Origin of the sequence: Enterobacter cloacae complex sp. XAL002 (assembly GCF_049236805.1) — a bacterium.
GTDB classification, from domain to species: Bacteria; Pseudomonadota; Gammaproteobacteria; order Enterobacterales; family Enterobacteriaceae; genus Enterobacter; species Enterobacter intestinihominis.
The window spans coordinates 1-19,294 of sequence record NZ_JBMKJN010000024.1 but is presented as its reverse complement, the minus strand read 5'-3'; the positions used below and the strand labels follow the sequence as shown (position 1 = coordinate 19,294).

17 protein-coding genes, 2 tRNA genes and 1 rRNA gene are annotated in these 19,294 nt (G+C 57.0%); 8 read left to right on the top strand and 12 right to left on the bottom strand.

The genetic code is table 11. From position 1 onward, the window contains the following. Positions 1-758: 758 nt before the first annotated feature. From lldP to trmL, 5 genes are all read left to right on the top strand, one after another. Positions 759-2,414 carry an L-lactate permease gene (gene lldP, locus ACOT0L_RS19240; RefSeq protein WP_022649769.1) on the top strand — a complete coding sequence of 552 codons (1,656 nt, stop codon included), beginning with the start codon at positions 759-761 and terminating at the stop codon, positions 2,412-2,414. Further along, positions 2,411-3,184, top strand: a complete 774-nt coding sequence (gene lldR, locus ACOT0L_RS19235; RefSeq protein ID WP_023298877.1) for a transcriptional regulator LldR — start codon at positions 2,411-2,413, stop codon at positions 3,182-3,184. The genes lldP and lldR overlap by 4 nt, the downstream gene beginning before the upstream one ends. After that, positions 3,181-4,368, top strand: coding sequence for an FMN-dependent L-lactate dehydrogenase LldD (gene lldD / locus ACOT0L_RS19230; RefSeq protein WP_022649770.1), 1,188 nt, complete (start codon positions 3,181-3,183; stop codon positions 4,366-4,368). Before lldR ends, lldD begins: the two co-directional genes overlap by 4 nt. A 179-nt stretch (positions 4,369-4,547) precedes the next feature. Further along, positions 4,548-5,888: an MFS transporter gene (locus ACOT0L_RS19225; RefSeq protein ID WP_022649771.1), complete on the top strand. Its 1,341-nt coding sequence runs from the start codon at positions 4,548-4,550 to the stop codon at positions 5,886-5,888. Between the two features lie 46 nt (positions 5,889-5,934). Further along, entirely contained in the window at positions 5,935-6,408 is a 474-nt protein-coding gene (gene trmL / locus ACOT0L_RS19220) for a tRNA (uridine(34)/cytosine(34)/5-carboxymethylaminomethyluridine(34)-2'-O)-methyltransferase TrmL (RefSeq protein ID WP_022649772.1), read from the top strand. Positions 6,409-6,444: 36 nt separating this feature from the next. Here the strand turns inward: trmL and ilvC are convergent, their stop codons facing one another. Then, entirely contained in the window at positions 6,445-7,920 is a 1,476-nt protein-coding gene (gene ilvC, locus ACOT0L_RS19215; protein ID WP_022649773.1) for a ketol-acid reductoisomerase, read from the bottom strand. Positions 7,921-8,072: 152 nt separating this feature from the next. On the opposite strand from ilvC, the gene ilvY reads away from it, so the two are divergent. Continuing rightward, entirely contained in the window at positions 8,073-8,963 is an 891-nt protein-coding gene (gene ilvY, locus ACOT0L_RS19210; protein WP_017382574.1) for an HTH-type transcriptional activator IlvY, read from the top strand. Between the two features lie 41 nt (positions 8,964-9,004). Here the strand turns inward: ilvY and ilvA are convergent, their stop codons facing one another. From ilvA to ilvL, 7 genes are all read right to left on the bottom strand, one after another. Then, positions 9,005-10,549 (bottom strand): threonine ammonia-lyase, biosynthetic, encoded by a 1,545-nt coding sequence (ilvA, locus tag ACOT0L_RS19205; protein ID WP_100148853.1) that lies wholly within the window; start codon positions 10,547-10,549, stop codon positions 9,005-9,007. 2 nt (positions 10,550-10,551) lie between these two features. Further along, positions 10,552-12,402, bottom strand: coding sequence for a dihydroxy-acid dehydratase (ilvD, locus tag ACOT0L_RS19200; protein WP_022649775.1), 1,851 nt, complete (start codon positions 12,400-12,402; stop codon positions 10,552-10,554). A 60-nt stretch (positions 12,403-12,462) separates the two neighbouring features. Continuing rightward, complete coding sequence (gene ilvE / locus ACOT0L_RS19195; protein ID WP_003860182.1) at positions 12,463-13,392, bottom strand: branched-chain-amino-acid transaminase; 930 nt, start codon at positions 13,390-13,392, stop codon at positions 12,463-12,465. An 18-nt stretch (positions 13,393-13,410) separates the two neighbouring features. Next, entirely contained in the window at positions 13,411-13,674 is a 264-nt protein-coding gene (gene ilvM / locus ACOT0L_RS19190) for an acetolactate synthase 2 small subunit (protein ID WP_126504106.1), read from the bottom strand. Beyond that, a complete protein-coding gene (gene ilvG, locus ACOT0L_RS19185) occupies positions 13,671-15,317 on the bottom strand; it encodes an acetolactate synthase 2 catalytic subunit (protein WP_126504104.1) in 1,647 nt (548 codons plus the stop codon). Before ilvG ends, ilvM begins: the two co-directional genes overlap by 4 nt. Positions 15,318-15,319: 2 nt before the next feature. Continuing rightward, positions 15,320-15,370: a peptide IlvX gene (gene ilvX, locus ACOT0L_RS19180; RefSeq protein ID WP_166792073.1), complete on the bottom strand. Its 51-nt coding sequence runs from the start codon at positions 15,368-15,370 to the stop codon at positions 15,320-15,322. Positions 15,371-15,456: 86 nt separating this feature from the next. Further along, a complete protein-coding gene (ilvL, locus tag ACOT0L_RS19175) occupies positions 15,457-15,555 on the bottom strand; it encodes an ilv operon leader peptide (protein ID WP_001311244.1) in 99 nt (32 codons plus the stop codon). Positions 15,556-15,895: 340 nt separating this feature from the next. On the opposite strand from ilvL, the gene ACOT0L_RS19170 reads away from it, so the two are divergent. Next, positions 15,896-17,416 (top strand): YifB family Mg chelatase-like AAA ATPase, encoded by a 1,521-nt coding sequence (locus ACOT0L_RS19170; protein ID WP_126504102.1) that lies wholly within the window; start codon positions 15,896-15,898, stop codon positions 17,414-17,416. 27 nt (positions 17,417-17,443) lie between these two features. Here the strand turns inward: ACOT0L_RS19170 and ACOT0L_RS19165 are convergent, their stop codons facing one another. Continuing rightward, positions 17,444-17,782, bottom strand: coding sequence for a DUF413 domain-containing protein (locus ACOT0L_RS19165; protein WP_006808641.1), 339 nt, complete (start codon positions 17,780-17,782; stop codon positions 17,444-17,446). A gap of 118 nt (positions 17,783-17,900) precedes the next feature. Between ACOT0L_RS19165 and hdfR the strand changes: the two genes are divergently transcribed. Continuing rightward, complete coding sequence (hdfR, locus tag ACOT0L_RS19160; protein ID WP_022649779.1) at positions 17,901-18,722, top strand: HTH-type transcriptional regulator HdfR; 822 nt, start codon at positions 17,901-17,903, stop codon at positions 18,720-18,722. A gap of 100 nt (positions 18,723-18,822) precedes the next feature. Here hdfR and ACOT0L_RS19155 read toward each other — a convergent pair. The 3 genes from ACOT0L_RS19155 to rrf all read right to left on the bottom strand — a co-directional run bounded on the left by ACOT0L_RS19155 (position 18,823) and on the right by rrf (position 19,199). Beyond that, positions 18,823-18,898, bottom strand: a tRNA-Trp gene (locus ACOT0L_RS19155). Between the two features lie 53 nt (positions 18,899-18,951). Continuing rightward, positions 18,952-19,028 (bottom strand) — tRNA-Asp (locus ACOT0L_RS19150). Positions 19,029-19,083: 55 nt separating this feature from the next. Beyond that, a 5S ribosomal RNA gene (gene rrf / locus ACOT0L_RS19145) occupies positions 19,084-19,199 on the bottom strand. Positions 19,200-19,294 lie beyond the last annotated feature (95 nt).

The following is a 19,294-nucleotide window of genomic DNA, read 5'->3' as shown; positions in this document are numbered from 1 at the left end:
TGTAAACACTCAGAAATTAACACTCAACTAACAAATTTAACCCCTTTCGATTGCCATAATAATTATTAATCTGCTTTTAATACCGCAACTAAATTACAAGAGAGTCAACTGATCATTGTTTGATCAATTTATTTCAGAATATTATTAGCCAAAAAATGTCTGTTCAGCGCAAAATTCTTACCCTTTATCCTGAAAAACCACAATTGAACAGGATATTTCTTTATCGATCATCAATTGATCGTTTGTAATACACTGTTAAAATCTATATGTGAAATTTACCTTAATTAAAATTTTTTGCTACAGCTTAGATTTCGCATTTTTAACCAAAAAAAATTTTATTTATAGGAAAAATATCACTCTGCTCACACATATACATCTTTTCAAAAACACAGATAAAACAAACAAACTTCATTCAATTCACGCAGTATTATCACCTCCCCTTTTCATATAACCTCTTTTACGCGCCGTATCTGCTTAAAAGGCGAATGTAAGGCTCTCCACCTGACCACCGCTCCCAACGCACACGGTGATTTGATTTTGCGGGTTTGGTCCTACCAATCACGCACAAAGCTATCCATCGTTCACAATTTCGATGCTCCACTTCACAAAACAATTGCTGAATAGCAACACTTGGTTAACCATTTGTTGTCATTAACCCTACATCACAATATTGGAAGGACCACTTTTACACTAAGTGTGACGCAGAGATGAGCAGAGACTCACCCGACGAACACCTGTGTGGTCCTCAGGAGACCTGCATGAGCCTCTGGCAACAAAACTACGATCCGGCCGGAAATATCTGGCTGTCGAGCCTGATCGCATCGCTACCGATCCTGTTTTTCTTCTTTGCGCTAATTAAGCTCAAGCTGAAGGGCTACCTCGCCGCGACGTATACCGTTGCCATCGCCCTGATGGTGGCGTTGTTCTTCTACAAAATGCCGGTCGATCGCGCGCTGGCCTCCGTCGTCTATGGCTTCTTCTACGGACTGTGGCCGATTGCGTGGATCATCATCGCCGCCGTCTTTGTCTACAAAATCTCGGTCAAAACCGGGCAGTTCGACATTATTCGCTCGTCGATTCTCTCCATCACGCCGGACCAGCGTTTGCAGATGCTGATCGTCGGCTTCTCCTTCGGAGCATTTCTGGAAGGGGCGGCAGGATTCGGCGCACCGGTGGCCATCACCGCCGCCCTGCTGGTCGGTCTGGGCTTTAACCCGCTGTATGCCGCTGGCCTGTGCCTGATTGTGAATACCGCGCCGGTGGCGTTTGGCGCGATGGGCATTCCTATTCTGGTGGCGGGCCAGGTGACCGGGCTGGACAGCTTCGAGATCGGCCAGATGGTGGGCCGCCAGCTGCCGTTCCTGACCATTATCGTGCTGTTCTGGATCATGGCGATTATGGACGGCTGGCGCGGCGTGAAGGAGACCTGGCCTGCGGTGATGGTAGCGGGCGGTTCGTTCGCCATTGCCCAGTATCTCAGCTCCAACTTCCTCGGCCCGGAACTGCCGGACATCATCTCTTCCCTGGTGTCGCTGGTCTGTCTGACGCTGTTCCTGAAACGCTGGCAGCCGGTACGTATCTTCCGCTTTGCTGACATGGGCGCATCGCACGTGGATCAGACGCTGGCGCGCACCGGCTATACCGCCGGACAGATTGTGCGCGCGTGGTCACCGTTCCTGTTCCTGACCGCCACCGTGACGCTGTGGAGTATTCCGCCGTTTAAAGCCCTGTTCGCCCCGGGCGGCGCGCTGTACGACATGGTGATTAATATCTCCGTGCCGTTCCTCGACAAAATGGTCGCCCGTATGCCGCCGGTGGTACACGACGCCACGCCGTATGCGGCAGTGTTTAAGTTCGACTGGTTCTCAGCCACCGGCACGGCGATCCTGTTTGCCGCTATCCTTTCCGTAGTGTGGCTGCGCATGAAGCCTGCCGCCGCGGTGCAGACCTTTGCGGCGACGATTAAAGAGCTGATGCTGCCGATTTACTCCATCGGCATGGTGCTGGCGTTCGCGTTTATTTCGAACTACTCCGGCCTGTCGTCGACGCTGGCGTTAGCGCTGGCGCATACCGGCCACGCGTTTACCTTCTTCTCGCCGTTCCTCGGCTGGCTGGGGGTGTTCCTGACCGGTTCAGATACGTCATCTAACGCCCTGTTTGCCGCCCTACAGGCCACAGCCGCGCAGCAGATTGGCGTCTCGGACGTGCTGCTGGTCGCCGCGAACACCACCGGCGGCGTGACCGGGAAGATGATCTCACCGCAGTCCATCGCCATTGCCTGTGCCGCGGTGGGGCTGGTAGGCAAAGAGTCGGATCTGTTCCGCTTTACCGTTAAACACAGCCTGATATTTACCTGCATGGTGGGCGTGATCACCACATTGCAGGCCTATGTCTTAACCTGGATGATTCCATGATAGTGATGCCCAGACGTCTGTCCGACGAGATTGCCACTCGCGTACGGGCGCTGATAGAAGAACAACAGCTGGAAGCGGGCATGAGATTGCCCGCCGAGCGTCAGCTTGCCGCCCAGCTTGGCGTGTCGCGCAATTCACTGCGCGAGGCGCTGGCGACGCTGGTCAGCGAAGGGGTGCTGCTGAGCCGTCGAGGCGGCGGCACCTTCGTGCGCTGGCAGCATGACGACTGGTCCGAACAAAACATCGTGCAGCCGCTTAAAACGCTGATGGAAAACGACCCGGACTACAGCTTTGACATCCTCGAAGCGCGTCACGCCATCGAAACCAGCACCGCGTGGCACGCGGCGATGCGGGCAACCGAGGCCGACAAAGAGAAGCTCAAAGCCTGCTTTGAGGCCACGCAAAGCAGCGACCCGGACATCGCCTCCCAGGCGGACGTGCGTTTTCACCTCGCGATTGCCGAGGCGTCACATAACGTGGTTCTGCTGCAAACCATGCGCGGGTTCTTCGACCTGCTGCAATCCTCCGTGAAGCAGAGCCGCCAGCGCATGTATCTGGTGCCGCCGGTATTTGCCCAACTGACCGAACAGCACGAGGCGGTGCTCAACGCCATTCTGGCCGGTGATGCCGAGGCCGCGCGCAAGGCGATGATGGCGCATCTCGGCTTCGTGCATACCACCATTAAACGATTCGATGAAGATCAGGCCCGACAGGCGCGTATTACCCGTCTGCCTGGCGAGAGTGATATTTCCAGGGAGAACAAAGCATGATTATTTCCGCAGCCAGTGACTATCGCGCCGCGGCACAGCGCATTTTGCCGCCATTCCTGTTCCACTACATTGACGGCGGGGCGTACGCCGAATATACCCTGCGCCGCAACGTGGAGGACCTGTCGGAAGTGGCCCTGCGCCAGCGCGTGCTGAAGAATATGTCTGACCTGAGCCTTGAGACGAAGCTGTTTAACGAGACGCTCTCCATGCCGGTAGCGCTTGCGCCCGTCGGCTTATGCGGCATGTATGCCCGCCGGGGCGAAGTGCAGGCCGCCGCCGCAGCAGATGCCAAAGGCATTCCGTTTACCCTTTCCACCGTGTCCGTCTGCCCGATTGAAGAGGTCGCCCCGACCATCAAGCGCCCGATGTGGTTCCAGTTGTACGTCCTGCGCGATCGCGGCTTTATGCGTAACGCGCTGGAGCGCGCCAAAGCGGCAGGCTGCTCAACGCTGGTCTTTACCGTCGATATGCCCACGCCCGGCGCCCGCTACCGTGATGCGCACTCCGGCATGAGCGGTCCGAACGCCGCGATGCGCCGCTACTGGCAGGCGGTGACGCACCCGCAGTGGGCGTGGGATGTCGGCGTGAATGGCCGTCCGCACGATCTGGGCAATATTTCGGCCTACCTGGGTAAACCGACCGGGCTGGAAGATTACATCGGCTGGCTGGCGAACAACTTCGATCCATCCATCTCCTGGAAAGACCTGGAGTGGATCCGCGAATTCTGGGACGGCCCGATGGTGATCAAAGGGATCCTCGATCCGGAAGATGCGCGCGACGCGGTGCGTTTTGGTGCCGATGGGATCGTGGTCTCTAACCATGGTGGCCGCCAGCTTGACGGGGTGCTCTCCTCCGCCCGCGCCCTGCCAGCCATTGCCGATGCGGTGAAAGGCGATATTGCGATTCTGGCCGACAGCGGCATCCGTAACGGGCTGGACGTGGTGCGCATGATTGCCCTGGGCGCAGACAGTGTGCTGCTGGGCCGTGCTTACCTGTACGCGCTGGCCACCAGCGGCCAGGCGGGCGTGGCGAATCTGCTGAACCTGATCGAGAAAGAGATGAAGGTGGCGATGACCCTGACCGGTGCGAAAACAATCGGTGAAATCAGCAAAGACTCTCTGGTGCAGGAGCTCAGTAAGCTGCCTGCGGCGCTGGCCCCCCTTTCTCAAGGAAACGCGGCCTGATCTCCCCCGGTTAGCCTCCCCTTCTTCCGCGCCCGGCTTTACCCTCGGGCGCTTTTTTTGTCGAAAATAACACCTGCGTAACATTCTGGATAAGAAAATTTGACACAGCCTGCCCTCCGCAATTGTATAGACAAGCAAATACAAGAACACAAAAACAACATCACATCGGAGGGGAACGTATGACGTATTCAGGTCGGGTGGATATTCAGCAGGTGATCGATGAGAGTCCTTTTTCAGGGTTTCACTGGCTTCTTATTGTGCTGGGCTTTCTGGTGCTGGCGATCGATGGTTTCGATACCGCCGCGATGGGTTACATTGCGCCTACGCTGTCGGCGGAGTGGGGAATACATAAACAGGATCTGGGGCCGGTGTTGAGTGCGGCGCTACTGGGGCTGTCGCTGGGAGCTCTTATTGCAGGTCCGGTATCGGACCGTATGGGACGCAAGCGCGTACTGGTCTTTTCATGCCTGTTCTTCGGCCTGGCGAGCCTGGGCACGGCCTGGGCGCAAAGTCTGAATACCCTGACGCTGTGGCGATTTCTGACCGGTCTCGGGCTGGGCGCCGCGATGCCTAACGCCATCACGCTGATCTCCGAGTTTGCCCCCCAGCGCTGCCGCGCCATGGCAATTAACACCATGTACTGCGGCTTTCCGCTGGGTGCGGCGGGCGGCGGGGCGATCTCGTCCTGGCTTATCCCTCACCATGGCTGGCGAAGCGTGCTGCTGACCGGCGCGATTGCGCCGCTGATTTTAACGGTGCTGCTGGCGCTGCTGTTGCCGGAGTCGGTGAAGTTTCTGGTGCAGCGCGGGAAAGACGTCGCGCAGGTTCGCCGCATCGCCAGCCGGTTCGCCCGCAGCACGCTGGATAGCGTCACAGGCTTTTTCCTGGCGGAGGAGAAGGTCGCGTCGAAAAAAGGCAGCGTGTCGCAGCTGTTTTCCATGCCCTGGCTACCCGGCACCCTGATGCTGTGGGTCACCTACTTTATGGGACTGGTGATTTATTACGTCCTGCTGAGCTGGATGCCAACGCTGATGCAGGGGATGGGGTATGCGCTGGCGGAATCCGCCTGGCTCACCTCGCTGTTCACCTTCGGCGGCACCGCTGGCATTCTGCTCGCGGGCTGGATGATGGACCGCTGGGAAGCGCACAAGGTGGTCGCGTGTGGTTTCGTGCTGACGATGGGCCTGATTCTTTTACTCGGCATTGAGCATAATCATATCGCCCTGTTTGGCGGGTTAATCTTCCTGATGGGGATCGCGATGAACGGCGCGCAGTCGGGGATGCAGACCCTGGCCGCCACCTTTTACCCTACCGAGTGCCGCGCGACGGGTATCGCCTGGATGCAGGGGATCGGCCGCTTCGGCGGCGTGGCGGGCACCATGACCAGCGCCCAGCTTCTTTCCATGCAGTGGCAGGCGGACAGTATTTTGATGATCCTCAGCGTGCCTGCTCTCGTGGCCGCGGCGGCAACCGTCTACAAAATGCTGTATAGCCGCTCGCAGGAGCCGGGCGTCGCCTAGTCCCTCTCTTTTCTGCTATTCTGCCCCCCGCAATTAAGGGGGCAGCATGCTTAACATCGTCTTATTCGAACCAGAAATCCCACCCAATACCGGCAATATCATCCGCCTGTGCGCCAACACCGGTTTTCGTCTGCACATCATTGAGCCGATGGGCTTTACGTGGGACGACAAACGTCTGCGCCGCGCGGGGCTGGACTACCATGAGTTTACTGCCGTCGTTCGTCATCACGATTACGCCGCGTTTCTGGACGCAGAGAAGCCGCAGCGCATGTTTGCCCTGACCACCAAAGGCACGCCAGCGCATAGCGCCGTAAGCTATCAGGACGGGGATTATCTGATGTTTGGTCCGGAAACCCGCGGCCTGCCGGCCACCATTCTGGATGCCCTGCCCGCTGAGCAAAAAATTCGTATTCCGATGATGCCGGACAGCCGCAGCATGAACCTGTCGAATGCGGTGTCGGTGGTGGTGTATGAGGCGTGGCGCCAGCTGGGTTATCCCGGCGCGATACTGCGTAGCTAAAACAGTTCGGGTGGCTTGCGCCACCCGATTGTCTTTTTAGTCTGCTACTGCGATACGTTTCATATCGGTCATGTAGCCACGCAGTTTCTGGCCCACTTTCTCGATTTCGTGGCTGCGAATCGCTTCGTTTACGTCACGCAGCTGCGCGTTATCAACCGCACCTTCCGCAATCGCTTTACCCAGATCGCCTGCTTGCAGGGTAGTCATGAACTCTTTCAGCAGCGGTACGCAGGCGTAAGAGAACAGATAGTTACCGTACTCGGCGGTATCGGAGATCACCACGTTCATCTCATACAGACGCTTACGGGCGATGGTGTTTGCGATCAGCGGCAGCTCGTGCAGCGATTCATAGTACGCAGATTCTTCAATGATGCCGGAATCCACCATGGTTTCGAACGCCAGCTCAACGCCCGCTTTCACCATCGCGATCATCAGTACGCCTTTATCGAAGTACTCCTGCTCGCTGATTTTACCCTCGAACTGTGGTGCCGTTTCGAACGCGGTTTTACCGGTCTCTTCGCGCCAGGTCAGCAGTTTCTTATCGTCATTCGCCCAGTCCGCCATCATGCCGGAAGAGAACTCGCCGGAGATGATGTCGTCCATGTGTTTCTGGAACAGCGGTGCCATGATGGTTTTCAGCTGTTCAGAGAGTGCGAACGCGCGCAGTTTTGCCGGATTGGACAGACGGTCCATCATCAGCGTAATGCCGCCCTGCTTCAGCGCTTCGGTGATGGTTTCCCAGCCGAACTGAATCAGTTTTTCCGCGTATGCCGGGTCGGTGCCCTCTTCCACCAGCTTGTCGAAGCACAGCAGGGAGCCAGCCTGGAGCATGCCGCACAGAATGGTCTGCTCGCCCATCAGGTCAGATTTCACTTCCGCAACGAAGGAAGATTCCAGTACGCCCGCACGATGGCCGCCGGTGGCCGCAGCCCATGCTTTGGCAATCGCCATGCCTTCGCCTTTCGGATCGTTTTCCGGGTGAACGGCGATCAGCGTCGGTACGCCGAAACCACGTTTGTACTCTTCGCGCACTTCGGTGCCCGGGCACTTCGGTGCCACCATCACTACGGTGATGTCTTTACGGATCTGCTCGCCCACTTCAACGATGTTGAAGCCGTGGGAGTAACCCAGCGCAGCGCCGTCTTTCATCAGCGGCTGTACGGAACGCACAACGTCTGAGTGCTGCTTGTCTGGCGTCAGGTTAACCACCAGGTCCGCCTGCGGGATCAGCTCTTCGTAGGTACCTACTTTGAAGCCGTTTTCGGTCGCTTTACGCCAGGAAGCGCGCTTTTCAGCAATCGCTTCTTTGCGCAGGGCGTAGGAGATATCCAGCCCGGAGTCACGCATGTTCAGGCCCTGGTTCAGACCCTGTGCGCCACAGCCAACAATGACCACTTTTTTACCCTGAAGGTAGCTCGCGCCATCGGCAAATTCATCGCGCGCCATGAAGCGGCATTTGCCCAGCTGCGCCAGCTGCTGGCGCAAGTTCAGTGTATTAAAGTAGTTAGCCATGGGTGATACCTCGTGATGTTGTGTGTCTTATTGTTCGGTTCGCGTTTCAGCGAGAATGTACCCACATTACAACAGGAAATTTATTGCGGAAATTGATATATTCACAACGTCACATTGCAATTTATGCAATGTAAAAAGAGGGAGTGGAATCGGTGGATTTACGCGATCTGAAAATGTTCCTGCATCTGGCGGAAAGCCGTCACTTTGGCCGCAGCGCCCGGGCGATGCACGTCAGCCCTTCCACGCTGTCGCGCCAGATCCAGCGCCTTGAGGAAGACCTCGGCCAGCCGCTGTTCGTGCGCGATAACCGCACCGTCACCCTCACGGAAGCCGGTGAAGAGCTGCGCATCTTTGCCCAGCAAACCTTGTTGCAGTACCAGCAGCTGCGGCACACCATCGACCAGCAGGGGCCGTCGCTTTCCGGCGAGCTGCATATTTTCTGCTCCGTGACCGCCGCCTACAGCCATCTTCCCCCCATTCTCGACCGCTTCCGCGCGGAACATCCGTCGGTTGAAATTAAGCTCACCACCGGCGATGCCGCCGACGCGATGGAAAAAGTGGTCACGGGCGAAGCGGATCTCGCGATTGCCGGGAAGCCGGAAACCCTGCCGGGCGCGGTAGCGTTCTCAATGCTGGAGAATCTGGCGGTAGTACTGATTGCCCCGGCGCTGCCCTGCCCTGTGCGCAACCAGGTCTCGGTGGAGAAACCGGACTGGTCGACGGTGCCATTTATCATGGCCGATCAGGGGCCGGTGCGCCGCCGCATTGAGCTGTGGTTCCGCCGCCAGAAAATCAGCAACCCGTCGATTTACGCCACGGTCGGCGGCCATGAGGCGATGGTGTCGATGGTGGCGCTCGGCTGCGGCGTGGCGCTGCTGCCAGAAGTGGTGCTGGAAAACAGCCCGGAGCCAGTGCGCAATCGCGTGATGATTTTAGAACGCAGCGACGAAAAAACGCCGTTCGAGCTTGGCGTGTGCGCACAAAAAAAGCGGCTGCATGAGCCGCTTATTGATGCGTTCTGGAAGATATTGCCGAACCACTAAAGCCGGGTGGCGCTGCGCTTGGCCTACACGCAGCTCAACCCTTAGCCCGCGAGGAAGAAGCGGAACGCCGGGTTGTGGGTTTCGTCATGGCACTCATAGCCCAGCTCGTTCAGGCGCGTTTCGAAATCCGGCTCGTGCTCGCCCAGCTCGAACGCCGCCAGCACGCGGCCGTAGTCGGTGCCGTGGCTGCGGTAGTGGAACAGAGAAATGTTCCAGTGGGTGCCCAGCGTGTGCAGGAACTTGAGCAACGCGCCCGGCGATTCCGGGAACTCGAAGCTGAACAGGCGTTCCTTGAGCGGCTTGGATGGACGGCCGCCGACCATGTAACGCACGTGCAGCTTCGCCATTTCGTCGTCGGAGAGATCGACCACGCTGTAGCCGCCGTCATGCAGCAGGCTGAGGATCTCTTTGCGCTCCTCCACGCCACGGCTCAGACGCACGCCGACAAATATGCACGCATCTTTGGCATCGGCAAAGCGGTAGTTGAACTCCGTTACCGAACGGCCGCCCAGCAGCTGGCAAAACTTCAGGAAGCTGCCCTTCTCTTCCGGAATGGTCACCGCCAGCAGGGCTTCACGCTGCTCGCCCAGCTCACAGCGTTCGGACACGTAGCGCAGGCCGTGGAAGTTCACATTGGCGCCGGAAAGCACGTGCGCCAGACGCTCGCCGCGAATGTTGTGCTGGGCGATGTATTTCTTCATCCCCGCCAGCGCCAGCGCGCCGGACGGCTCCGCCACCGCACGCACATCCTCGAAGAGATCTTTCATCGCCGCGCAGATAGCGTCGCTGTCGACGGTGACGATATCGTCGAGATACTCCTGGCACAGACGGAACGTTTCATCGCCAATGCGCTTCACCGCCACGCCCTCGGCGAACAGCCCGACGCGCGGCAGATCCACCGGATGTCCGGCGTCCAGCGCCGCCTTCAGGCAAGCGGAGTCTTCCGCTTCAACCGCAATCACTTTGATCTGCGGCATTAGCTGTTTGATCAGCACCGCCACACCAGCGGCTAAGCCACCGCCGCCCACCGGGACGAAAACGCGGTCGAGATGGGCATCCTGCTGCAACAGTTCCAGCGCCAGCGTACCCTGCCCGGCAATCACCATCGGGTGATCGAACGGCGGGACCCAGGTGAAACCCTGCTGCTGCGCCAGCTCAATCGCTTTGGCTTTCGCTTCGTCAAAATTCGCGCCGTGGAGCAGCACTTCCCCGCCAAAACCGCGCACCGCGTCGACTTTGATATCCGCCGTGGCAACCGGCATCACGATCAGCGCTTTCAGCCCTAAACGGGCCGCGGAGAACGCTACGCCCTGCGCGTGGTTGCCCGCCGACGCGGTAATGACGCCGCGCGCTTTCTGCTCATCCGTCAGCCCGGCCATCATCGCGTAGGCGCCGCGCAGCTTGAAGCTGTGCACCGGCTGCCTGTCTTCGCGCTTCACCAGAATGACGTTGTCGAGGCGCGAGGAGAGTTTGTCCATTTTTTGCAGGGGCGTGACCTGCACGGCTTCATAGACCGGCGCGCGCAGCACCGCTCTCAGGTATTCCGCCCCCTCGGGGGCGGCGGATAAGGGTTGTGACTCGGCCATCATTAGCCCCCAAGTTTAGATTTATCGCGCACCGCGCCTTTATCTGCACTGGTGGCAAGACTCGCGTAAGCGCGCAGGGCGAAGGAGACTTCGCGCTGGCGGTCTTTCGGCGTCCAGGCTTTGTCGCCGCGGGCTTCCTGCGCTTCACGACGGGCCGCAATCTCCTGGTCACTCAGCTTCAGCTGAATGCCGCGGTTCGGAATGTCGATTTCGATCAGGTCGCCATCTTCGATGATCGCGATATTGCCGCCGCTTGCCGCTTCCGGGGAGACGTGGCCAATGGAGAGGCCTGACGTGCCGCCAGAGAAACGACCGTCGGTGATCAGCGCGCAGGCTTTGCCGAGGCCCATCGATTTCAGGAAGGTAGTCGGGTAGAGCATCTCCTGCATGCCCGGACCGCCTTTCGGCCCTTCGTAGCGAATGACCACCACGTCGCCTTCCACCACTTTGCCACCGAGGATAGCGTCTACCGCCTCGTCCTGACTTTCATACACTTTTGCCGGACCGGTGAATTTGAGAATGCTGTCGTCCACGCCTGCGGTTTTCACGATGCAGCCGTTTTCCGCAAAGTTACCGTACAGCACGGCCAGACCGCCGTCTTTGCTGTAGGCATGTTCCAGCGAGCGGATGCAGCCTTCGGCGCGATCGTCATCCAGCGTGTCCCAGCGGCAATCCTGCGAGAACGCCTGCGTGGTGCGAATACCTGCCGGACCGGCGCGGAACATCTTTTTCACCGCGTCGTCTTTGGTCAGCATCACGTCGTACTGGTCCAGCGACTCCGGCAGCGTCAGGCCGAGCACATTTTTCACGTTGCGGTTCAGCAGCCCTGCGCGATCCAGCTCGCCGAGGATACCGATGACACCACCAGCACGATGCACGTCTTCCATATGGTACTTCTGGGTACTCGGCGCGACTTTACACAGCTGCGGCACTTTGCGGGAGAGCTTGTCGATGTCGCTCATGGTGAAGTCGATTTCGGCTTCCTGCGCGGCGGCCAGCAGGTGCAGAACGGTGTTGGTGGAACCGCCCATGGCGATATCCAGCGTCATGGCGTTTTCGAACGCCGCTTTACTGGCGATGTTGCGAGGCAGCGCGCTGGCGTCGTCCTGCTCGTAGTAGCGTTTGGTCAGCTCAACGATGCGCTTGCCCGCGTTAAGGAACAGCTGCTTACGGTCGGCGTGGGTCGCCAGCAGCGAGCCGTTACCCGGCTGAGAAAGGCCCAGCGCTTCGGTCAGGCAGTTCATGGAGTTGGCGGTGAACATCCCGGAACAGGAGCCGCAGGTCGGACACGCGGAGCGTTCCACCTGGTCGCTCTGCTCGTCAGAGACTTTCGGGTCCGCGCCCTGGATCATCGCATCGACCAGGTCGAGCTTGATGATTTTGTCGGAAAGCTTGGTTTTACCCGCTTCCATCGGGCCGCCGGAAACGAAGATCACCGGAATGTTCAGGCGCAGGGAGGCCATCAGCATCCCCGGGGTGATTTTGTCGCAGTTGGAGATACAGACCATCGCATCGGCGCAGTGGGCGTTAACCATGTACTCCACCGAGTCGGCGATCAGCTCGCGCGACGGCAGTGAATAGAGCATCCCCCCGTGGCCCATTGCGATACCGTCATCCACCGCAATGGTGTTGAACTCTTTCGCCACGCCGCCGGAGGCTTCGATTTGCTCGGCAACCAGCTTACCGAGATCGCGCAGGTGCACGTGGCCCGGCACAAACTGGGTGAAGGAGTTCACCACGGCGATAATTGGCTTGCCGAAATCGGCGTCGGTCATTCCGGTGGCGCGCCACAGTGCGCGGGCACCCGCCATATTACGGCCGTGGGTGGTGGTGGCTGAACGATACTTAGGCATGCTTTATTTACTCCCGTCTGACTATTAAATGGGACGGTGCGTGCCGTCCCAAATTTATATTTAGTGATTAACCTGATCCAACCAGCCGTATTTGTCTTCTGTTTCGCCGGTGAACAGGCCGAAGAAGGCTTGCTGAATGCGTTTGGTGACCGGACCACAGCGGCCTTCGCCCACCTGAATGCCGTCGACGCTACGCACCGGTGTAATTTCAGCCGCGGTACCGGACATGAACACTTCGTCAGCCAGGTACAGGGATTCGCGGGACAGCACCTGCTCGCGTACTTCGATACCCAGATCTTTTGCCAGCTTGATGATGGCGTCGCGGGTGATGCCCGGCAGCGCGGACGAGGTGAACGGCGGGGTGAACAGAATGCCGTCTTTCACTTCAAACAGGTTTTCGCCCGCACCTTCGGAGATGTAGCCATTTACATCGAGCGCGATACCTTCCTGGTAACCGTGACGGCGCGCTTCGCTGCCAACCAGCAGTGAGGAGAGGTAGTTACCGCCCGCTTTAGCCGCGGTCGGGATAGTGTTTGGTGCCACGCGGTTCCAGGAAGAAACCATTGCGTCGATCCCCTGATCCAGTGCTTCCGCGCCCAGGTAGGCGCCCCACGGGAACGCAGCAATGATCACATCGGTGTTATAGCCAGCGGGCGGATTGACGCCCATGCCGACATCACCCACGAAGACCAGCGGACGAATATAGGCACTGGTCAGTTTGTTCTGGCGGATCACCTCGCGGCAGGCTTCCATCAGCTCATCAACGCTTTGGGAGACCGGGAAACGATAAATTTTGGCTGAGTCATGCAGACGCTGCATGTGTTCGCGATGGCGGAACACCACTGGTCCTTTGTGAGAATCGTAGCAACGGATGCCTTCAAACACGGAGGTGCCGTAGTGCAGCGCGTGGGACATCACGTGAACTTTCGCGTCTTCCCAGCGAACCATCTCACCATTGAACCAAATGTAATCAGCTTTTTTTGTCGTCATTTTTTCGTCCTGTCACGCTTAAGCGCGGATTTGTTGTGATGTGGTTGTGCTCTGGCAGATGGCAACATGGGCAACGTCTACCAGTTTTGATAACTGACTAAACAGTAAGTCGACCGGCCGCGGGCTGGCAACGGTTAATTCGATACTGATATTTTGTACATCCGTGGCCGTTTCCATATTCATAGAGCAAATCTGAAAACCACGGTGACGGACCACACGCAATACGCGTTCTAACGTTTCCGGGTTGAAGCGAGCCTGCACGGCGACCTGATGTTGCATCATGATAATTTCTCCAGCATTTGTGAGTTACTGGCACCGGGCGGTACCAACGGCCAGACGTTCTCAAGCTCGTCGATTGAGACATGAAGCAGGTATGGCCCTTCGCTTGACAGCATGGTGTCGAGTGCCGCTTCAACCTGGTCTTTACGGGTGATGTGCTGGCCAGGAATGCCGAAGGCGCTGGCCAGGGTGAGGAAATCGGGGTTGTCGGTCAGGGTCGTTTCGCTGTAACGCTCCTGGAAGAACAGCTGCTGCCACTGGCGAACCATTCCCAAACGCTGGTTATCGAGCAAAACGATTTTCAGCGGTAACTGCTTACGCTTCACGGTGCCGAGCTCCTGGACGTTCATCATGAAGGAGCCGTCACCGGAGATACAGATAACGGTATCGTTCGGGCGGGCAACCTGTGCGCCCACGGCAGCGGGCAGGCCGAAGCCCATCGTGCCTAAGCCGCTCGAGGTGATGAAGTTCTCCGGGCGGGTGTAGGTCATGTGCTGGGCTGACCACATCTGATGCTGGCCGACATCCGTCGTCACCACGCTGCCTGCGGGTTTGCGGTCGGACAACTGTTTCAACAATAGCGGCGCATAGATGGCCTCGCCGGGGTGGTCGTAACGCCAGGCGTGTTCAGCGCGCATATCGGCGGTGTGCTGACGCCATGGGTTGATATCCAGCTGCTGCTCCAGCGCCGGTAACAGCGCGTTGAGCTCGCCCTGCAACGCGACATGCGCCTGACGCAGTTTGTTCGTCTCCGCCGGGTCGATGTCCATATGGATCACTTTGGCGTTCGGCGCAAAGGTGTTCAGCTTGCCGGTGACGCGGTCGTCAAAACGGGCGCCGACGGCGATGAGCAGGTCACACTCCTGCACCGCCAGGTTTGCCGCTTTGGTGCCGTGCATCCCTAACATGCCCAAATAGTATGGATAGTCCGCGTCGACCGCGCCCAATCCTTTCAGCGTGCAGGTGGCGGGCATTTGCGTTACTGCGATAAATTCGCGCAGGGCAGGAACAGCCTGCGCCATGCCCACGCCGCCGCCTACATACAGCATCGGCTGTTTCGCCTGCGCCAGCATCTGGCGAGCCTCTTCAACCTCCGCATGGGGAAACACGTCGTCGCTTTCAACGGTGGAGAAGTGCGGTTCCAGATCGCCGAGTGCAACCTGAATATCTTTCGGGATATCTACCAGAACCGGGCCAGGACGGCCAGAGCTGGCAACCTCGAACGCTTCGGCCATCACGCGCGGCAGCTCTTCGAGAGACTGAACGAGGAAGCTGTGTTTGGTGCAGGCAAGCGATAAACCGAGCACATCCACTTCCTGGAAAGCATCGGTGCCGATGAACGGAGAGGCCACCTGGCCGGTGATCGCCACCACGGGTACGGAATCGAGCAGCGCGTCAGCCAGGCCGGTGATCAGGTTCGTTGCGCCCGGACCGGAGGTGGCCATACAGACGCCGGTTTTACCGGTCGCACGGGCATAACCGATGGCGGCCATCGCTGCGCCCTGCTCGTGTCGGCACAAGAGGTGTTCCACGCCGCCGTCATACAGTGCATCGTAAATCGGCATAATTGCGCCACCCGGATAACCGAATACGGTTTCGACTCCCTGCGCGCGCAACGCATGTACTACCCATTGTGCCCCATTCATAGTTAGTTCCCCGTCATAAATCTGGAGAAACAGAATTTTGTGCTAGTCGTCATTCTCTGCTCCTCATTTAAGTTTTTTAGTCATAAAAAAACCCCCGGACCTTTCGGTGCGGGGGTCTTAGTTCGTTAAGGCTTGATTTCTAAGCCTTTCCTCGTCCAAGTGCAGCCCCGCACGGTGGGATAATAATCACCACCACGCTAATCACGACCAGGCTAATCACTCGTAGAAGGGCTGTCATTTTCAGTTCTTTTTGCATCTTGTTCGAAGGAATACCTAAAGAGTTACCACAGATATTTCATCTGACACAAGATTTTTTTATGACTCATTTCTGTAGCAGGCGAACTATTTCTTTCAAAATCGTTGTTTTATATAGGGAAAAAATAGAAATGAAGATTTTTCATATTTTTGTGCTGTTTCATCAGGCAAGGCGCGCATGATTTCTTTTCTGCGAGGCCGATTCCACCGACATGTAATGATTACATTTAGGCGCTAAAAGGCTGGAACGAGCGCCGTAATTCAGTGAATTAGCGCTAAACAGGAAAAAATGATGCTGGCATAGTCACCGCCAAGGAGGGCTTATGTCACTGTCAGTTGTTTATACACGCGCGGCCATCGGCGTGAAGGCACCGCTTATTTCTGTAGAGGTTCATTTAAGTAATGGACTGCCCGGACTGACGCTGGTCGGCTTACCCGAAACGACCGTTAAGGAGGCCAGGGATCGCGTGCGCAGCGCAATTATTAATAGCGGTTATGCTTTTCCGGCGAAGAAGATCACCATCAACCTTGCGCCCGCCGATTTGCCAAAGGAGGGAGGGCGATATGATTTACCTATTGCTATAGCGCTTCTCGCGGCTTCTGAACAGCTCAATACGTCAGGGTTAAGCTCGTGCGAGTTCGTGGGTGAATTAGCGCTTACAGGCGCGTTAAGAGGCGTTCCCGGAGCAATCTCGGGTGCGCTTGAAGCCATACGCGCGGGAAGGCAAATCATTGTGGCCAATGAAAATGCCTCTGAAGTCAGCCTTATCGCCGAAAAGGGGTGTCTTGTCGCGGGACATTTGCAGGAGGTTTGCGCCTGGCTGGAAGGCCGACACGAGCTTGCCGAGCCGCAGGAGAATGAGGAGGTAGTGGCAGATTCACCCGATGACCTCAGCGATATTATGGGTCAGGAACAGGGTAAGCGGGCGTTAGAAATAACGGCCGCGGGTGGGCATAACCTGCTACTGATAGGTCCGCCAGGCACGGGGAAAACGATGCTGGCGAGCAGGTTGAGCGGCCTGCTGCCCCCCCTCAATAATCACGACGCGCTGGAAAGCGCCGCGATATTTAGCCTGGTCAGTTCAATATCGCTGCATAAACAGTGGCGCCGCCGTCCTTTCCGCTCGCCACACCACAGTGCGTCTCTTACCGCGATGGTGGGCGGGGGCTCAATTCCCGGACCGGGTGAAATCTCACTGGCACACAACGGCATTCTGTTCCTGGATGAATTGCCAGAGTTTGAACGCCGCGTGCTGGATGCGTTGCGGGAGCCGATTGAATCCGGCGAAATCCATCTGTCTCGTACACGCGCCAAAATAAGCTACCCTGCGCAGTTTCAGCTGGTCGCCGCGATGAACCCTAGCCCAACGGGCCATTATCAGGGCAACCATAACCGCTGTACGCCGGAGCAGACGCTGCGCTATCTGAGTAAGCTGTCCGGCCCCTTTCTCGACCGTTTTGATTTATCTCTCGAGATCCCCCTGCCACCGCCCGGTCTGCTGAGGCAAACCGGTATCAAAGGCGAAAGCTCAGCAGCGGTGCGAGAACGGGTTATTGCGGCTCAGGCGCGGCAGTATGCTCGTCAGAACAGGCTGAATGCCCGGCTGGATAACAGCGGGATCCGACAGTTTTGCTCTCTCAACGCCGAAGATGCAGGCTGGCTGGAAGAGACACTGACGCGGTTTGGGTTATCCATTCGCGCGTGGCAGCGTTTGTTGAAAGTTGCGCGCACGGTCGCTGACGTGGAGGGCTGCCCCGGAATAGAGAGGCGACATTTGCAGGAGGCATTAAGCTACCGTGCGATCGATCGGCTGCTGTTGCATCTGCAAAAAATGCTGGCATAAAAAAAGGGGCCGTAGCCCCTTCTCTTCTTAATCGTCAGACTCGGTGTAGTCTTCTGCACCTTCCATCTGCGGCTTGCCGCCAGACAGCGTATGGAAACGCTTAGGACGCTTAATGCGAGCCATATACTTGATCCATACACGTTCTGCATCAGACTGCGGCTCACGCTCACCACGACAAACAGAGACAAATTGTTTTTCATCTTCGGTTGCCGGTTCGCGCTTACCCAGATCCAGCTCGTTAAAGGCATAACCATGGCGCTCAAGAAGTTGAGCTTCTTTGATAGTGAAATCGCCGTGACGAGAGAACCCGCGCGGATAATGTTTATTATCGAAAAAACGATTAGTCGTCGTAAAGCTTTCCGCCATCCTACACGCTCCTAATTCTTTGGCCGAGCTATTTATGGCGCGGAGTATTAGTTACGCTTGACAGAGTGTAAAACAAAACATTTAAATCATAACGACAAATAATTTTGTGGAGAAAGATGTGGATACGGAATTGCTAAAAACTTTCCTCGAAGTGAGCAGAACGCGACACTTTGGGCGAGCAGCTGAAGCCCTCTACCTGACGCAGTCAGCAGTCAGTTTTCGTATTCGACAGCTGGAAAATCAACTGGGTGTGAACCTTTTTACCCGCCATCGCAACAATATTCGTCTAACCCCAGCCGGTGAAAAGCTATTGCCTTATGCAGAAACCCTGATGAATACCTGGCAGGCAGCGCGAAAGGAGGTTGCGCACACCTCCCGGCATAATGAATTCTCGATCGGTGCCAGCGCTTCACTATGGGAATGCATGCTCAGCCAGTGGCTTATGCGGCTATATCGCACACACAATCATCTGCAATTTGAGGCGAGGATTGCGCAACGCCAGTCGCTGGTTAAGCAACTCCACGAGCGGCAGCTTGATCTGCTGATCACCACAGAAGCCCCCAAGATGGATGAATTTAGCAGCCAGATTGTTGGACAGTTTAGCCTGGCGCTCTATGCATCCGAGCCTGCAATGATGAAGGCCGACCTGAATTATTTACGCCTGGAATGGGGGCCTGATTTTCAGCAGCACGAGACGGGGTTAATTGCCAGCGATGATATCCCGCAACTCACGACAAGCTCTGCGGAGATCGCATGCCAGCATCTTCCCACACTGAAAGGCTGTACCTGGTTACCTGTTCGCTGGGCGGATAATAAACCCGCACTCCATGTTGTCACCGATTCAACAACGCTCTCCAGGCCGCTGTATGCTATTTGGTTGCAAAACAGCGATAAGCAGTCGCAGATAAAAGATCTGTTAAAAACCAGCATACTGGATTAACGCAAAAGCCTGCGGAAACGCAGGCTGCTTATTCTTCAGGAAGGTATTGAGCCGTTTTACAGGCAAAAAAAAATCCTTTGCCGAAGCAAAGGATTCTATATGGCAGGGGCGGAGAGACTCGAACTCGCGACACCCGGTTTTGGAGACCGGTGCTCTACCAACTGAGCTACGCCCCTAAATTTTTTTGCCATTAAGCCTGCCCTTTGGGCAGGCTTAATGTCTTAATAAGTGGCGGAACGGACGGGACTCGAACCCGCGACCCCCTGCGTGACAGGCAGGTATTCTAACCGACTGAACTACCGCTCCACCGAATACTTCTGTAACCACCGGATTAATGCACCGGCTTACTACTTAATTTGATGCATGGCAGTTCCCTACTCTCACATGGGGAGACCCCACACTACCATCGGCGCTACGGCGTTTCACTTCTGAGTTCGGCATGGGGTCAGGTGGGACCACCGCGCTAAAGCCGCCAGGCAAATTCTGTTAATCTGTATCAGGCTGAAATTTGATTGTCTGTCTCTTCGCCGAAACAGCTTCGGCGTTGTAAGGTTAAGCCTCACGGTTCATTA

Bases quoted from the DNA above. Each gene is read 5' to 3' on its own strand.
- ilvE (WP_003860182.1), bottom strand. From the start codon at position 13,392: ATGACGACAAAAAAAGCTGATTACATTTGGTTCAATGGTGAGATGGTT.
- ACOT0L_RS19170 (WP_126504102.1), top strand. From the start codon at position 15,896: ATGTCACTGTCAGTTGTTTATACACGCGCGGCCATCGGCGTGAAGGCA.
- ilvM (WP_126504106.1), bottom strand. From the start codon at position 13,674: ATGATGCAACATCAGGTCGCCGTGCAGGCTCGCTTCAACCCGGAAACG.
- ilvA (WP_100148853.1), bottom strand. From the start codon at position 10,549: ATGGCCGAGTCACAACCCTTATCCGCCGCCCCCGAGGGGGCGGAATAC.
- ilvL (WP_001311244.1), bottom strand. From the start codon at position 15,555: ATGACAGCCCTTCTACGAGTGATTAGCCTGGTCGTGATTAGCGTGGTG.
- ilvG (WP_126504104.1), bottom strand. From the start codon at position 15,317: ATGAATGGGGCACAATGGGTAGTACATGCGTTGCGCGCGCAGGGAGTC.
- trmL (WP_022649772.1), top strand. From the start codon at position 5,935: ATGCTTAACATCGTCTTATTCGAACCAGAAATCCCACCCAATACCGGC.
- ilvC (WP_022649773.1), bottom strand. From the start codon at position 7,920: ATGGCTAACTACTTTAATACACTGAACTTGCGCCAGCAGCTGGCGCAG.
- ACOT0L_RS19225 (WP_022649771.1), top strand. From the start codon at position 4,548: ATGACGTATTCAGGTCGGGTGGATATTCAGCAGGTGATCGATGAGAGT.
- ilvD (WP_022649775.1), bottom strand. From the start codon at position 12,402: ATGCCTAAGTATCGTTCAGCCACCACCACCCACGGCCGTAATATGGCG.
- lldP (WP_022649769.1), top strand. From the start codon at position 759: ATGAGCCTCTGGCAACAAAACTACGATCCGGCCGGAAATATCTGGCTG.
- lldR (WP_023298877.1), top strand. From the start codon at position 2,411: ATGATAGTGATGCCCAGACGTCTGTCCGACGAGATTGCCACTCGCGTA.
- ACOT0L_RS19165 (WP_006808641.1), bottom strand. From the start codon at position 17,782: ATGGCGGAAAGCTTTACGACGACTAATCGTTTTTTCGATAATAAACAT.
- lldD (WP_022649770.1), top strand. From the start codon at position 3,181: ATGATTATTTCCGCAGCCAGTGACTATCGCGCCGCGGCACAGCGCATT.